11 protein-coding genes are annotated in these 16,375 nt (G+C 45.3%); 4 read left to right on the top strand and 7 right to left on the bottom strand.

The annotated features are described in order from the left end of the window. Positions 1–11 precede the first annotated feature (11 nt). From B7P33_RS08480 to B7P33_RS08470, 3 genes are all read left to right on the top strand, one after another. Entirely contained in the window at positions 12–1,841 is a 1,830-nt protein-coding gene (locus B7P33_RS08480; protein WP_097442282.1) for an AMP-dependent synthetase/ligase, read from the top strand. Between the two features lie 23 nt (positions 1,842–1,864). Beyond that, positions 1,865–3,319, top strand: a complete 1,455-nt coding sequence (locus B7P33_RS08475; RefSeq protein WP_097441546.1) for an NAD-dependent succinate-semialdehyde dehydrogenase — start codon at positions 1,865–1,867, stop codon at positions 3,317–3,319. Positions 3,320–3,472: 153 nt separating this feature from the next. Continuing rightward, positions 3,473–3,871 (top strand): DoxX family protein, encoded by a 399-nt coding sequence (locus tag B7P33_RS08470; RefSeq protein ID WP_097441545.1) that lies wholly within the window; start codon positions 3,473–3,475, stop codon positions 3,869–3,871. A gap of 62 nt (positions 3,872–3,933) precedes the next feature. On the opposite strand, the gene B7P33_RS08465 is transcribed toward B7P33_RS08470, so the two are convergent. Further along, positions 3,934–4,224: a hypothetical protein gene (locus tag B7P33_RS08465; RefSeq protein WP_097441544.1), complete on the bottom strand. Its 291-nt coding sequence runs from the start codon at positions 4,222–4,224 to the stop codon at positions 3,934–3,936. 135 nt (positions 4,225–4,359) lie between these two features. On the opposite strand from B7P33_RS08465, the gene B7P33_RS08460 reads away from it, so the two are divergent. Then, positions 4,360–6,099 carry an amidohydrolase gene (locus B7P33_RS08460; RefSeq protein ID WP_216359370.1) on the top strand — a complete coding sequence of 580 codons (1,740 nt, stop codon included), beginning with the start codon at positions 4,360–4,362 and terminating at the stop codon, positions 6,097–6,099. A 33-nt stretch (positions 6,100–6,132) separates the two neighbouring features. Here the strand turns inward: B7P33_RS08460 and B7P33_RS08455 are convergent, their stop codons facing one another. From B7P33_RS08455 to B7P33_RS08430, 6 genes are all read right to left on the bottom strand, one after another. Continuing rightward, complete coding sequence (locus tag B7P33_RS08455) at positions 6,133–6,591, bottom strand: GAF domain-containing protein (RefSeq protein WP_097441543.1); 459 nt, start codon at positions 6,589–6,591, stop codon at positions 6,133–6,135. A gap of 63 nt (positions 6,592–6,654) precedes the next feature. Next, on the bottom strand, positions 6,655–8,628 hold the full coding sequence (locus B7P33_RS08450) for a DUF3857 domain-containing protein (protein WP_097441542.1): 1,974 nt from the start codon (positions 8,626–8,628) through the stop codon (positions 6,655–6,657). A gap of 6 nt (positions 8,629–8,634) precedes the next feature. Next, a complete protein-coding gene (locus B7P33_RS08445; protein ID WP_097441541.1) occupies positions 8,635–10,557 on the bottom strand; it encodes a DUF3857 domain-containing protein in 1,923 nt (640 codons plus the stop codon). A gap of 3 nt (positions 10,558–10,560) precedes the next feature. Next, positions 10,561–13,851, bottom strand: coding sequence for a tetratricopeptide repeat protein (locus B7P33_RS08440; RefSeq protein ID WP_097441540.1), 3,291 nt, complete (start codon positions 13,849–13,851; stop codon positions 10,561–10,563). Positions 13,852–14,011: 160 nt separating this feature from the next. After that, positions 14,012–14,899 carry a PKD domain-containing protein gene (locus B7P33_RS08435; protein ID WP_172435897.1) on the bottom strand — a complete coding sequence of 296 codons (888 nt, stop codon included), beginning with the start codon at positions 14,897–14,899 and terminating at the stop codon, positions 14,012–14,014. A 14-nt stretch (positions 14,900–14,913) separates the two neighbouring features. Further along, entirely contained in the window at positions 14,914–16,365 is a 1,452-nt protein-coding gene (locus B7P33_RS08430; protein ID WP_097441538.1) for a SusD/RagB family nutrient-binding outer membrane lipoprotein, read from the bottom strand. Positions 16,366–16,375: the final 10 nt, after the last annotated feature.

Raw genomic sequence — 16,375 nt, 5'->3', positions numbered from 1 at the left:
AAAGACCAATCATGGAAGTACGTAGATTATTCGACTTTATATATTACCAAGCGGCCAATCATCCTATGGAAAAGGCCATCTCTTATAAAAATGATGGCCAATGGATACACTTCAGTACCCAAGATATCATTACCAAGGCCAACCAGCTTAGCCGTGGGCTACTTAAGCTAGGGGTTAAAAAAGGCGATAAGATCGCGATTGCGGTCTATCAGAATAGAACGGAATGGGTTATTGCCGACATTGCCATAGGGCAGATAGGGGCAGTTACCGTGCCTGTATACCCTACGATTAGCGCGAAGGACTACACCTATATTTTTAATAATGCTGAAGTACGCTATGCCTTTGTAGGTAAGCACGATTTGGCCGCCAAAGTGCAAGAGGCCCAAAAATCGGTACCCAGCTTAGAGGCGGTTTTTGCCTTTGATCTAACCGACGGAACTCCCTTTTGGGAGACCCTCTTTGAAACCGATGACCAAAGTCAGGTTGAAGTAGAGCAGATCAAAGCCGGTATAGAGACCGATGACCTGGCCACCCTAATCTACACCTCGGGTACCACGGGCAACCCAAAAGGGGTGATGTTATCGCATAATAATATCATTAGCAATGTGGTCAGTATGATTCCGCATTTAGAGCCTAAAACAGGCGAGACCACCCTTAGTTTTTTGCCTATTTGTCATGTTTTTGAGCGGAATGTAACCTATAGCTATATCTACAACGGATGCAGTGTATATCAAACTTCCCATTTAGAGTTAGTAGGACCCGAGGGTGATCTAATGACCATAAAGCCCCACTATTTTACCACGGTACCCCGTTTGTTGGAAAAAATATACGAGAGTATCTACAACAAAGGGTTGGCCTTAGAGGGGCCGCAGAAAGAATTTTTCTTTTGGGCCTTGTCACTGGCCGACGGATTTGAATTCGACAAAGAGCTTACGGAAAAGGAAAAAGAAGATTTGGCCAAGGCCGACACCCACGTATTTAGCAAATGGCGTGCGGCCTTCGGAGGCAATTTAAAGGCCATGGCCGTGGGTGCTGCGCCCTGTCCCAAACACTTGGTAAAGGTGTTTTCTACGGCCGGTATCCGTATTCGGGAAGGCTACGGACTTACCGAGACGGCCCCGACCCTGACGATCAACTCAGTCCAAAAACACCGCTCTAAAGTAGGTACGGTAGGTAGTTTGGTCCCCGAAGTAGAGGTGTCATTGGATATAGATGGTAGTTTTGGTCCTGATGAAGGCGAGATTTTGGCCGCGGGCCCCAATATTATGTTGGGCTATTATAAAAACCCGGAAGCTACGGCCGAGGTAATTTTCGAAAAAGACGGAAAACGGTGGTTCCGCACTGGCGATGTGGGGAAATTGGTAACCAATGCCGCCGGGGTTGAATTCGTACAGATTACCGATCGTAAAAAAGAGTTGTTAAAGACCTCTGGGGGTAAGTATGTGGCCCCATCGCCTATTGAAGCCACATTAAAAGAAGATTTTTTGGTGGAACAAGTTATGGTCGTTGGCGAAAAACGGAAGTTTATTTCTGCCATAATCTTACCGGCTCCGGAAGCCTTGCAAGAGTGGGCGAAAAGGGCAGGTATTGAGGCAAACGATTTAGCAGCGCTTTGCAAAAACGAACAAGTGGTGGCCAAATTCCAGGATATTGTAGCTAAGGTCAATTCCGGTTTGGGGCATACTTCGAGTATTAAAAAGTTTACCCTATTGGCCGATACCTGGGAGTTTGTTAAAACAGATGGCAGCGATCCCGAACTTACGCCGACCATGAAGCCCAAGCGCCGGGTCATCCGAAAAAAATACAAGGCCGAAATAGATGCCATGTATTCCAATATGTAACTTTATTGCTGTAAACTGAAAGTATGGAACTGAAACATCCGGAGCTGTTAAAGACCGATGCCTATATCAATGGGGAATGGATCAATGCCGTAAACGATAAACGATTTGAAGTCACCAACCCGTATAATGGAGAGGTTTTGGCCCAATTGGCCGATTGTGGTGCTGCCGAGACAGAATTGGCCATTGAAAAGGCCGAGGCCGCTTTTGAAGTTTGGAAGGCCCAGTCTGCCGGGAAACGGGCCAAGATTTTACGCAAATGGTACGATCTGATTATTACCCATGCCAATGACCTAGCACTTATTTTAACCTTGGAACAAGGGAAACCCTTGGCCGAGGCCAAAGGCGAGATATTGTATGGGGCTTCTTTTGTAGAATGGTTCTCCGAAGAAGCCCGCAGGGTGTATGGCGATACCATTCCGGCCCATATGGCCAATGCCCGCATAACCACTGTAAAGCAACCCATTGGGGTCGTGGCGGCGATTACACCATGGAACTTTCCGAATGCGATGATTACCCGAAAGGTGGCCCCGGCTTTGGCCGCAGGTTGTACGGTAGTTATAAAACCGGCCGCACAAACCCCCTTATCGGCCTTGGCCTTGATGCAGCTGGCCCAAGAAGCCGGATTTCCGCCTGGGGTTGTCAATGTGGTCATGGGTACCGATTCAAGGGCCATTGGAGGGGTAATGACCGCCAGTAAAGCAGTGCGTAAGCTTTCGTTCACCGGATCTACTGCCGTGGGCAAGACCCTAATGCGCCAAAGCGCCGATACGGTTAAAAAACTGTCCCTAGAACTTGGGGGTAATGCCCCATTTATCGTTTTTGACGATGCCGATTTAGAGAAGGCCGTCGAAGGAGCCCTGCTCGCCAAATACCGAAATGCAGGCCAAACCTGCGTTTGCGCCAATCGTATTTTTGTCCAAGAAGGAATTTACGATGCTTTTGTAAACCGATTTAGTGAAGCCGTAGCCGCTTTACCAGTTGGTAATGGAACGGAGCCCGGTACGGTTATAGGTCCGTTGATCAATACCCAAGCGGTTTCCGAAATGGATGCCATGGTACAAGAGGCTGTTGGGGCCGGGGCGAAAACTACCACTGGTGGTGCCAAGGGCGAAGGTTGTTTTTATCCGCCAACGGTATTGGCCCATGCCGATAAGCACATGCGGGTCTATAAAGAAGAGATTTTTGGGCCGATTGCCCCTATATTTAAGTTTGGCACTGAGGCCGAGGTCATCGCTTTGGCCAATGACACCGAATACGGTCTGGCCAGTTATTTTTACGGCCGCGATTACGCCCGATTATGGCGGGTAGCCGAAGCCTTGGAGTATGGAATGGTAGGCATAAATACCGGTGCCATTTCAACCACGGTAGCTCCTTTTGGGGGCATTAAGGAAAGTGGTTTTGGCCGTGAGGGATCCAAGTACGGGATGAATGAATTCTTGGAGATAAAATACATGTGCTGGGGCGAGATCGATAGTTGATACAGCCTTGTTTTGGATGGTGTAATAGGTTCTAATTTAGTGTGCTTCGAAGATTTTTGTACCTTGTAAAAACCATAACCGGTTCAAAATGAGGAGTGGTGGGGGCATTTGAAGGTTGTGGGTAATGCCAATGTAACCTTTTAAACTACTCATATGGATAAGAACAATGATTTGGGTCTATTGATCCTTCGTATCGCTATTGGAGGCCTGATGTTACTTCATGGCCTGGCCAAATTAAGTGGGGTTTCCTTTATAGAAGGCATGTTGGCCGAAAGTGGTTTGCCCAGCTTTTTGGCCTATGGGGTCTATATCACGGAAATCGTGGGACCTTTACTGATATTGGTCGGATTCAGGACTCGTTTAGGTGCCGGCATTATGATCTTTGGGGCCTTGTTTGCCATGTTCTTGGTACATTCTGCCGAAATTTTCACGCTTAACCAACATGGAGGTTGGGGTGTAGAGCTATTAGGCTTGTTCCTTCTGGGTGCCTTGGCCTTGTTTTTTACCGGAGGAGGTAAATTGGCCTTATCTACCGGACACCGTTGGGATTGATTGAACGAATATAAAAAGACTGTCTTAGGTGGCTTCCTTAAGACAGTCTTTTTATATTGGATTTATTGCTCTTGAGCCTCCAGGGCTGCCCTTGTGGCACGAAGCTTTTCGAGCCCCGCCTTAGTTTGGTCTACACGGGCCTGACCCATAGAATCATTAATACGTCGTTGTTCCAATTGGGCCAGCGAATCGGCGATACGGGCCCTTTCCTGCTGGGCTTTTTGCATGGCCTGTCTTTGTTCAATACGTTGGGTATCCTGAATTTGCTTGCGTTGGTACTTTTTGTATAAACGCCCGCCGACCACAACAGCGAATAGGATTAGAGTGCCAATAATGGCCAAGGTTTTCTTCATGTTTGCTAAAGTTTGGTTGATGGCGCGAAAATAGGTTAAATCTTCATATGGGGCTGCGCGCTTATTATCACTAAATCGTTTTCGTATAATTCGGTTATATGGTATCTTAGGGTTTCAAACCTAATGCTATTCAAAATGAAACCACACCAACGTTACGGCCGTTTATGGGCCAAAGGGCTTTGTGCCGCTATTATGGGCTTTAGCCTGTTTTCTTGTAAGGAAACCAAATCTGTTGAAAAAAGTGCTGACCCGATTACCCTGTTCCATGGCGGTACGATCATGACCGTCGATACCGATTTTTCTGAAGTGGAGGCAGTGGCCATACAAGGTAAAAAAATCGTGGCCACGGGATCTTTGGAAGCCGTGGAGTCTTCGGTCGGTAAAGAAGTAACCAAAATCGATCTACAGGGCAAGACCATGTTACCCGGTTTTGTAGATCCCCATGCCCATATTATGACTTTTGCACCTGTTTTCTTGGCCACCGAAAATGTAGGGATGACCGAATTTGCCAATACAGAGAAAGTGTTGGCCCATCTAAAGAAAATGGCCAGTGAAAAACCCAAGGGCGAATGGATCGTGGCCAGTAGATGGGATCCGGCTGTGCAAGATGGGGTAGAGGCACTTACCTTTAAAGAGTTGGATGCCATTTCTACCGAGCATCCGATTTTTATTTTGAACGCGTCCGGGCATTTGGCCTATGTGAATTCGAAGGCCTATGAGGTAGCCGGAATACCGGCCGATGTCGAAAATCCGGAAGGGGCCGAATTCGTACGCGATGAAAGTGGGAAGTTGAACGGGGTTATCAAAAACAATGTAGCCTTTATGCAGATCTATGGCCAGATCCCGGCCGTGGCCAATCTCGATTTCTCGGAAGCCATCGTAAAACTCCTGAATTCCTTCAATAGTTTTGGTATAACCACCACCAGTGAATTTTCTTTAGGGGCTACCATGCAAAGTGCCGAAGAGGCACAGGTATTGTTCGAAACCTCGAAGCGTGACGATTTTTCGGCACGTATAAGGGCCTATCCTTTTTATACCATAAACGATAAATGGACCGAAGCGGGGACTAAAATGTACGATGGGAATGCCTTGGCCAAGATCGTTGGTTTTAAACTGATTGCCGATGGATCCAATCAAGGCTTTACCGGCCTGCAGCGCGATGGTTATTTCGATCCGCACCAACATGGTAATTCAGGGGTCGAATATATGAGTGTGTCCGAACTGATGCGTATTGCCGAACAACGGACCAAAGAAGGATGGCAACTTACCATTCACGGGAATGGCGACAAGGCCATTGACAATATATTGACGGTAATCGATTCCCTGGCGAAAAAAGGCTATGATGTGGCCAGTTTACGACCACGGATAGAACACTGTTCCATTCTACACGATGAACAGATTGAAAAAATGAAAGCACTGGGGGTTTCTGCCAGTTTTCTGATCGGGCATGTTAACTATTGGGGCACCCATATGCGCGATAAGGTGTTCGGGCCCGAAAAAGTACAGTTGTTGGACAGGTGCGCGGCTGTAGAAAAGGCAGGCATCAACTATACCGTTCAGTCCGATTTCGCGGTTACCGATCCCAATATCCTACAAATGATCGAGACTACCGTAACCCGAACCACCTATAAAGAGCCCGATTATGTATTGGCGCCGCAAGAAAAGGTGTCGGTAGAGTCGGCCATTAGGGCAGTAACCAGTTCGGCGGCCTGGCAGCTCATGTCCGAAGATGAATTCGGGAGTATAGAAAAAGGCAAATTTGCCGACTTGGTCATTCTGGAAAAGGACCCACGCAAAGTTGACCCCCATCAGATTTCCGAAATCCAAGTCCTAGAAACCTGGATGGATGGCCGTAAAGTGTATTCAAAGGAATAGGGGCTGATTTCAATTATTGTTTAGGGTACGGACCTATACCAAACGTTTGGAAATTTCCGTGCCTATTTCCATCAAGGCCGCAATCTCGCTTTCGCTAAAATCGTAGGCCACGGGTTTGGCCACGCCAATGGTGCCATACAGCACCCCGTCCAATAGCAATGGGGCGGCCAAGGAGCCCTCAACCTTGGTTTCTTTGGCGGCCGGTCTGGCCACCCCCGAGGCATCGGTTTGTAGGTTACACATTTCTACGGCCTCTTTACGTTCGGCCGCTATACCGGCCATACCTTTGCCTACCGGAATGGTCGATACCTTGGGCATTAAAAACCCGGGAATACCTTTACTGGCCTTTAGGTGCAGTAATTGGGTCTTTGGGTCTAAAAAATGCAGGGTGCCCGTAGTACAATCGAAATGGGAAATGGTCGCCTCCAATAAGTTTTGCCAGTTAATTTCTTCGGATTGAAGAAGTGTAGCGATATTTTCGGGTAAGGACATATGTCGATTTTTTTTTGATTGTTTTTAATTGTGGATGGTGGTAAGGCCACTTGGGTTTTGCCGCTATTTAGGGGCTACGACCAAAACGACCTTGTTAAAGTCGGCCGCGGCATTGATTACTTTTCTAAAACCTTCAAAGTCTTCCGGTGCCACAATGTTTTGGGCATAGGTTTCCTTAATGGTGATCTGCATTTCGTTCGTATTCATCTCGTAACCTGAAACAAACTCAAAAACCTTGGAGCCGTTTACCTTATGGGTATGCTCGATTACGGCATCTTCCGGGTTTAAAATGGAATAGCCGTCCGGAATACGTACCTTTATGGTCCGGTCATAATATCTTTGATGGTCATTTTCGTAGGGGAGCACCCTTTTTTTCTCCTGATACATTTGCATCTGTTCCCCAATGAGTTGGCCAATGTTCAACAAGTATCGGTTGCCGGCTTTTTCAACAAACAGATTGGTGTCGAAGCTCATGTTGATACCCAAGGGTTTTTGACCGAAAAGCTTCGGGTCTTTATTGGTGAAGCTATACGTTTGTGCCTCTAGGCCTTGATTGTAGCTTTTCGCAAAGGAGTCCATTAGTTCCTCTTCATCTTCTTCCTTCATAAGATCCATATACGGATGCATATAGCTGGCATAATAGCCGGAAATTTCCCTCTTTATCTCAATTTGGGTGTTTTCGGGTGCATCTGCAGCCATACTGATGCTTATATCCAGGTTATCGCCGGAAGCGGAAGAAGGTACCGGGTTTATATAGCGTACCTCGTCAAGTCCGGCTTTAAAACTACCCACAAAGACTTTTTTTATAAAAAGGCCATAATTGTCGGTCAATTGGGCGGTAGGATATCCATATCTACTATACAGGCTGTGAGGGTCAAGGTATTTGTCTTGTTTTGGGAAATAAATCAGGTAATCCCTTAGAAAATGATGCGATTGAAATACAGGGTCAAACTTATCTTCTAAGCGATTACAGGTTAAAACGAGTTCATGCGTTATTCCGAGTTGTTCGAACAGGGCCGTATACAGCTTTAATACCCCTGTATTGTTGGCTATTTTTTGTTCGATTACCTGCTTTAGGTCCTCCAAGCCTGGATCGTTTCCTTCTGTAAGGAAAACATTTGTTTTAATATAATCTTCAAGTTTTCGGATTTGGGATTCCAAATCCGAAGTGGTACCACTGACTTCCTCAATAAAGGCCATTAAGGGTTCCAATTCCTTTAATGAACGATTGGGGTAGTAGTAGTTGAAGATGTTCTGGGATACTTGAGAGTACCCGGAAATATTCCGCATTCCGTTGCTGTAATTTCTATCGAGCTTAAACGAAACACTACCCCTAAGGGCGTCATAGGCCGCGCCTTCTTCCCGCTCCAACTCCGCAATAGGTACTGGCCCGATTTTCCAAATATTCTTACCATTTACCGTGTCTTTCACCGCCTCTGGGATACCGTTGGATGAGGTAAGTTTGAACTCCAAGCTCTTCGGGCTCTCCAATTTAAAGCTAAAGGAAGAAATAGGGTGTTCGTCTTGAATGCGATAGGCAATGCCATTGTATGAAGGCTTTTTTCTCTCAATGTACATATATTCAATAATGCTTCCTTTTTCAATACCTTCAAGGGCGAAATATTTGTATTGCCTACCGGTTTCGTCATCTTTGGCCTCCAGTATTTTAGATTGATCTAATACGAGTTCCTTTCCCTTAGGACTAATAACCCGTGCTTTGCTGACTAATAATTGCGAGGTACTATTATACGGTAGATAGATTTTGTTGTATTCCTCTATGGTGTCATCGGCGTTCAACCAAACGGCCGTATTTTCTAGAAAGTGGTGGTTAAGGTCGCCGTTTGCATCATAATGGAACTCAACCGTTTTTTGTTCTTTGAGTATGATCATATCCTGCTCAGAATCAGTTATGGGCCCGTATTGCGAGGCGGCACCCCAATCATAAGATAAGCAACTGGCTTGTTCGTTTTGGGCCAAGGAGACCTGTAGTATGCTCAGGAAGAATAGTATTGGAAGGATGGTCCGGATGTTTTTCATAATTGGCTATTCCTTTTCAAAAATTAAGACCTCTTTGTAGGCCTTTTCGAATTTTTTTACGGTTTCCCGCATTAATGGCAGTTGGTCAGGGTTTATTACTAGCTGGAAAGTCTCCAGTTTTTGACGGTATAACACCTTGTTTCCCTCTTGTTTGTAGCTTATACTTCCTGTTAAAAGTGCGTTATGGCATTCGAAATCGTTCGGTAAATACTCCAAACGATACCCTGCGGGGATTTCGAGTTCCAACTCTAGGTTAAAGGCTTCCAGGTATTTAAAAACAAAAGGCAGTTCCCTTTTTTTGTCTATGCTGTATTCCAGTACTTTTTTATTAAGGTTTAGGTTCAGGTAAATACTCCCGGCGATCTCTTTGTAATAATCTGAAATACTGAAGGTATAGGCTACACCCAATGGTTTGTCGTAGGCGAATTTGTTTTTCTCCGTTAGGTTCAGGAACTGGAAGCTATTGTTACCTTTTCTAAAAAATTGGTTGTAGAATTGTTTGGTGCTATGCGTATTGTCGGTACGCTCCAAACTGTAGAAGGCCGCCTTTTTTTGGTTGCCGAAAATTTCACTTTCCCCAACACCCTTTAGTACACCGTTTTCTAGGGTAATTTTACTGTGGTCATGAAAAAGGTTCTTTACGGCAGGTACGGTGGGTACCTCCATAACAACATAGGTGTCTTCGTTTTTAGCGACTAGGGCTTCTTTACCTTGAATAAAGGAAGTGGGAAGCTCTAGGGTAGAATACCTTCCCGTGGCATCCAAAAAATACGGGTTATCCCCGTCCATATAGGTTAAAATCATATGATTGTCCACTATCGGACTTGGTACCTCTTTATAGGTATATGGGAGTTCGCGCGTACCGATCCATGTAAAGTGGCTCTCGATACCGGCAACCTGCAACATGGCGTGTAAAAGACTGGTTTTGTCCTTACAGTCACCAAATTTCTTGGCATATATGTCGTTGGCATTCCGTGGTATGAATCCGCCCAGACCGTATTCGAAATCTATGTATTTGATGTTTTCCTGGACCCATTGGTATATGGCTTCTACCTTTTCTATGTCGGTTTGGAGATTGGCGGTCAATTCCCCGACCTTTTTAGTGATTTCTTCCGAAGGACTATCGCGATTTACATTTTCGAGCAGGGAGCTATACCATGAATAGAGGGCGTCGGTATTTTCAGAGACCGACACTTTTCCGTTCTGAGCTTGATAGCTGCCAATCATGGGTATAATATGGCCGTATCGGTACCTATACCCCAAGGTATTATTTTCATTTTTTGGAGCCTCCAAATTTTTGGCCGTCCAAGTGTATATTTTGCCTTTTCTGGTATCCTTTACGGTTTTATTTACTGGTAATTGATCTAGGTTGAATTCAGAATATTTTAAAGTTACCCCCTGATCTACGATTACCTTTAACTTACTTGAGATAACCGGTAAATGATCATTCACGAAAAAAGTTGTCAAAAAACGAGGGTCATTGATTTGCTCGGTATAGGTTAACGAGGTTTTCGCCCCTTTGCGTAATTGGGGAAAAATAAAGTTTATAGATTTAAAGTCGTCGTGAAATGAATTGTTCAACTCATCTTTTTCGGTAAACTCACTAACCTTGAATTCCTTGTATTTCCCGTTGTCGGTCAGGACCAGTGTTTTCGCTTCGATATCGCTAACCTTGACAAAGGTCGACTGATATAAGGATTGTTTGGCGTTGGCATTGGCCATCTTGTCTAGATACAGGATTTCTTCTTCCTGCTCTTGGGTTATAAGGGGTCTGCCATCGACTAATTTTATGGTCACGGTAGTATGTTGCTTGGTACGGACCGCATGGGCATTTGGAAAAAGGTTACGATAATAGGCAACGGAATCGGTTTGCTGCGAATGCACCAGATTTACCGAAAATAGCAGTAGAATAAAAAGGTTCCTTAACATGTATTATGGTTTTTCGGACAAAAGGATGCTATCGTTAAAGTAAGTGGTCTTCTTAATGGGATCACCTTTTTCGTTATACCAAATTTGGTTACCGTGGAGTTTGTTCCAAAGGTATTCTGTGGTACGTTTAAGTTTGCCGTTGGCATAAAATTCCTCTACCGTACCATGCAAAAAATCGTATTGGTAGGGCAGTCTTTTTTTCAGTGTGCCATCGCTGTAATATTCAACGGATTCGCCATGCACCCTCCCTTTTGAATAGGGTGTTCGCCTTAGTAGTTGACCACTATGGTAGAATGAGTCGTAATCACCGTTAAACTCGCCTTTGTCATAGTTCATTTGGCGCGAAGGTTTTCCGTTTTTATAAGTTGCCTCGATTCTCCCACTCTCGTTTGCCAAAGGCGTCATGGCCGTGGGTCTACCATTGGCGTCATGATAGCTATAGCCCATAAGTCGCCCCATTTGGTAATGTCTGATCAATTGGAGTTCGCCTTCCGGCCCATAAAAATACTGAGGCCCTACCTTATGGTCCAAAAGGTACTCTATCTGTAATTCTAGATGACCTTGTTCCGAAAAGTTTTTCCAAGTACCATGTTTTTGGCCATTGAGATAGTACTCCTCACTTTCCAATTGCCCATTTTTATAAAAAGATTTATCATAGGTAAGCTTGTCGAGGATAAAAGCGAATTCGCGACTTAACTCACCGGTATCATAATAGCTTTTCCAAACCCCTTGGGCCTTACCGTTTACATATTGGCCTTCTACCAATACTTGTCCGAAATACCCCCATCGCTTATAGCTACCATGTTTTATCCCATAGCGATATTGCTGGGATGTTTCCATTTGTCCGTTTTTATAGGCACTCGATAACACTAACTGGGCATCTTTTTTATAATCCAGTTTTTGCATAACATGGCCTTGTGGATCGTAATATTGGTCATGGAGCAATGTGTCGTATTCGTAAACCGAAGAACTGGCCTTTTTCCCATCCGGGGCGAAAAAGTCTTGGGAGCCATGTAGTTCGTCTTTGTGGTAGTACAAGCGCTCCTTTAAGGTGCCGTCAGGATAATAGTGTTCCCATTGCCCGTGTCGCTGCCCAGAAATGTACCAACCTTGCGTTTTAAGTTTGCCATTAGTATGCATTTCTTGGTAGTAACCATGGATAACCCCATCGGTACCATATTGGCTAATCGACAAAGGTTCACCCGTATTGTAGTAGGTCTTGGCCGTCCCTATCAATCGGTTGTCCGAGTAGGTGCCGGAATCGTTTAGTACCCCGTGGTCCGAATAAAAGCTCCATAGGCCTTCCTTACCACCTTTTATATCGTAAAGACCTTCCCCCTTTTTCTGACCATATGCCGTATAACCGGTATAAGGAAACTCCCCACCTTTCTTTTTGGCCGCTTTTCTTACCTCACCGGCTTTGTCGAAATAGGTGTAAGCGATCAGATTATCCTTTTTGTATTCGAATTGGTAGTAGGGTTTGCCATCATTGTCATATTCGGTGAATAGGCCATTCCGGCTTCCTTCGGAATATTCAGAGGTGGTTTCCAATACACCGTCCGGAAAATAGGTTTTTCGAACCCCCTCATACAGGTCATCCATGGCGTTGACTTCACTTTCCAGTTGTTCGTTCGGGAAATAACTACTTTGCATACCCTGCATTAGCCCGTTGACAAATTGGTTTTGCGATTGTAAAATGCCATTATCGTAATAGGCTTTGTCGGTACCATTTCGCTTACCTTCCTTGAATTCATAGGTAGCAATCGTGTTCTTGAGGTCGTTGTAGGTTATGACTTGTCCTTGGATCAGGCCCTTGGTATAGTTGATTTTTTGATGCGGATGGCCTTCACCTACCTCTTTATGGGAAAGGAAATCACCGTCAAGTTTCCCGTTTTTAAAGCGCTTTTTATGGTAAAGGGCTCCATTTTGACGATATAGCTCGTAATCGCCGTCTAGTGCATCGTTTTTATATTGTGCCCTGTATTCCAAGCGGCCATTTTTAAAATAACCTAGGTTTTCTCCCGATAACTCACCTTTTTCATAATTCGCGGTTTCCTTTAGGTAACCACCAGGCCCATACCAGGTCCATTTACCGGTTTTTTCACCCTTCTCATTAAAGTAACCCTTACTCGACAGTCTTCCTTTTGAAGTATAATATTCGTAATAGCCTTTGGGGGTTTCATTTTCATATCGGCCTATGGCACTTAAGTACCCATCGCCATAATGGTGATAAACGTTCCCCGGTTGGTCTTCCCAAGGCGATTTTCCGATCTGTATGTTTTCGGACAGTTTATTTTCGGAATCGCCCATAAACCCTTGAATCGTTTCAACCTGTTTGTCGACCAGCTTCTTGTATTTTTCATTCTTGATGGAATAGCAAACGGTATAGCTTAAATCGTTGAATTTTTCGCTTGACGATACCCATTTGTAATAGGGAATGATGTCTTTTTCCCAAAACCCGCCAGAACCCTTAAATTCCCCTAACAACTTTAATAGGGCATCGGTTTGCCTGACCAAGGCAATATTCAGGTCATTGGGTAACGGATAATTGGAATTCATGGAAATCCGTGCGTTCAAAATTTTGTTTATCTCTTTGAAGCCGTCATCGTCGATGGATATGGCTATGGGGTCGACAACGATGGTTTCTAGTGGGTAATTGGCGCGCTCATTGGCCAATTTAAGGTAATGGAAGGCGTTATCGGCGTCAGGCTCCATAACCAGGAATATATTGTATAATAAGAGGGCCTGTGCCGTTTGCCGTTGTTGGTAGTAGAGATTGGCCAATGCCGCGTAAGGTGCCCGATAGAAGGGATACATACGAATACCTTCTTTGTATTTTGTTGCTGCATTTTCTATTTGGCCCAATTGTTCGAGGCAATACGCCTTTTTATATAGGAAAATGTGGTTTCTGGGGTACTCGACAAGGGCTTTGTCGTAATACGTTAAGGCTTCTTGCCATTTCTCTTGCCTTTCTAGGGAAACACCAAGGTTTTGATAGAAACTACTACGAAGGTCGCCCTTTTCATTTTCTAGTCCGAAACGCATGGTGTTTTCGGCTTCCCCGTATTGTTTGAGCCGTAATTGATAGTACCCTTTGGTTACCAGTAGACTGTTGTAGGCAGAATCGTTTTTATGGAAATTATCTATCGAATTTACAATGGCCTCAAACTTCTCTTCTTGGGCTAGTTTTTGTAAATGATTACTTATACTGTCAAAATGAAATAAGGGAATCGAATCTTGGGAATGGACATTGAAAATAACGCATAGGAATACGATCGGGATAATCTTATTCATAGGGGGAACATTGGTTTGGTCTTAAAAAGTAAAAATACATAATTGCCACTAGAAGAGCACCATGCTTTCGATAAGAGGTGTGGTAATTTGGGTTAGCCCCAACGGAAAAAAAAAGCCGGTTTTCTTGAGAAAACCGGCTTTTGACAGTATACAAATTGGTTTATTTGGGTTCCAACGTAAGGTGTAGGAACAAAGTCGGCAGGGTATAGGCCGCGGCTTCGGTATGTAAGCCTATGGCGATACTCATACTATCTTCACTAATACTTTTAAGTACCACGTTATAGGCCTTATCGGCAAAACCTATATAGTCGCCCAAAATCAGTTGTTGTTTATCTACAAAAGGTACCGGACCCAAGGCGCTTTGAATGGTGAAATCGCCTTCTACCACTTCCCAAGTGGCATCGGTGACCGGAGTATAGACCACATCGGCCAGGGGTACGTTCTGCGGATCTGCAGATACGGCACGGATATCGGCCTGTTTTTCGATCATGGCATAAACCAAGCCCATTAAACTCTGGCCGTCTATATTGTTTACCGAATATGAACCGTCGTATTTAAAGGTGAATTCATCTTCATAACCTCCACCCAATCCAACACCGAGCAGAATATAATCCGGAGAAGCGATGAAAAGGTTCAGGTCGTTTGAGATGGGGCCGGCCCCATCGCCAGCAGTACTGGTTTGTTTTATACGCCAGGTTTTTCCGTTCGGATAGGCTTGTCCGCCTGTTAGCAAGATGCTAAGTGATTCGGGTACAACGACCTCTTTAGTCTCTACAAAGGTGGCCCCGTTGGCATCGGTAGCGGTCATGGTTACGGTATAGGTACCTGCACCTGCATAGATGTGTACTGGGTCTTCCTCGTTACTGCTATTGCCGTCGCCAAAATCCCAAACTACCGAGCTGGCACTTTGGGTGGTTCCGTTAAAGGTTACTTGGGCCTCTTCTACCAAAAATTGGAAATCGGCCAAAACAGGTAGTGTATCATCGTCTTCACAGGCCATGGTCACAAGGGCCACTAAGGCCAAACTAAGGTATCGTAGCGCTTTCATAGGGCTGTTTTTTGTTATTGTTTGTCCCACCATAACTGAGTATCTATTTTGTTGGCCCCCTGATTGGCAATGGCGGCCTCTACGTTCGTTTTATTGGTGCTAAGCTCCAAGGTGGAGTAAAGGAATCGAGAGGGAAGTACCCCGTTGGTAACCCCCAATTGCATATCACCTGTACGTTGTTCTATAACTGGGTAACCGGTTCTACGGATGCTGAACCAAGATTCTAGGTAATCTGGGGCCAGGGCGACCCAGATTTGGGTGTCGATCTGCTCGGTCATTGCCTCTGGACTTCCGGCTAAAGAACCATGTGGCCCGGCCAAGAAGGCGGAACCGTCTACATCCCACTGGTCAAAGGAAGCTTGTAATCCGTTTTGGAAGTAGGTATTGGCCATAGCAGCATCTTCATTGACCAATAAGGCTACTTCGGCACGCAAGAACCAAACTTCGGCAGCCGTCATAAAATAAAGCTTGGAGCCACTTTCAATAACCTTGTCGCCTAAGTTGGAAGCCGAACCAAAGTCAGACTCAGCAAAGTCGGTATCAGAGATGCCGTTGGTAATGCCCCGGTAACCTCCGTTGGTATCGGGGGCCACCAAAGCCGGCAACCTAGGGTCGGCAGTATTTTGCAATTGATCCAAGAATTTGGTCGAAACTTTAAGTTCGGGCCAGCGATAGGTAAGATCGAACCACGGATTTACGGTTTCGAAGCGATCGAAAGTTGCATTCTGATCTATGGTTTCAATAAAAGGTTTGGTAAGACAGGCCGCGATTACGGCTTGGGCTTTGGCAGGATCCGCATTGCGCATACGCAGGGCCAAACGCAAACGGAACGAATTGGCCAATCGGGCCCATTTGTCCATATCGTTTTCAAAGAAAGGGTCACTGTTCGGATAGGCGTTGGCCGGATTACCCCCTTGAATAATGTCGATACTGGAAGCCAAACGGGCCACCATATCGTCGTAGATGTCGGCTTGGCTATCGTATTTCGGGGTTACATTACCTTCTTTACCATGGCCTCCCTCAAAATACGGTATGTCGCCGTACATATCGGTTAGCTTGGCAAAGGCCATGACCTCTACCACACTGATCAGGGCGTGTCGGAGTTCGTTTTTGCCGTCGCCCTCGGCGGTAATGGCTAAGGCGTCTGTCGTTTGGCGGATCACGTTATCCATTAGGTTCGAGGCCATACCGTTATAATCCCCATCGAAGCCATCGGTATAACCATCGGCCGTACGGGCGGTACCCCCACACATAATGGAGTGCGAATATTGTCCCCCGAACTTAAAGGAAGAGGTGTTCGCGGTATATTCCAAAAGACTATGGGCCGCCTTGGTGAACAAGGGCGCATCGTCTATGGTCTCTGGTCCGTTCGGGTTTGTGTTCAGCTTGTCTAAATGGTCGTCGCAGGCTACGGTAAGTGTACCAAGAGCCAAGACGAATGCGATATGATAGAAATACTTTTTCATGTGCAATGTT

This window comes from Sediminicola luteus (assembly GCF_002514735.1).
GTDB lineage: Bacteria > Bacteroidota > Bacteroidia > Flavobacteriales > Flavobacteriaceae > HQA918.
Note: the sequence above shows the minus strand (reverse complement) of the source record. Positions and strands in the feature narration are given on the sequence as shown.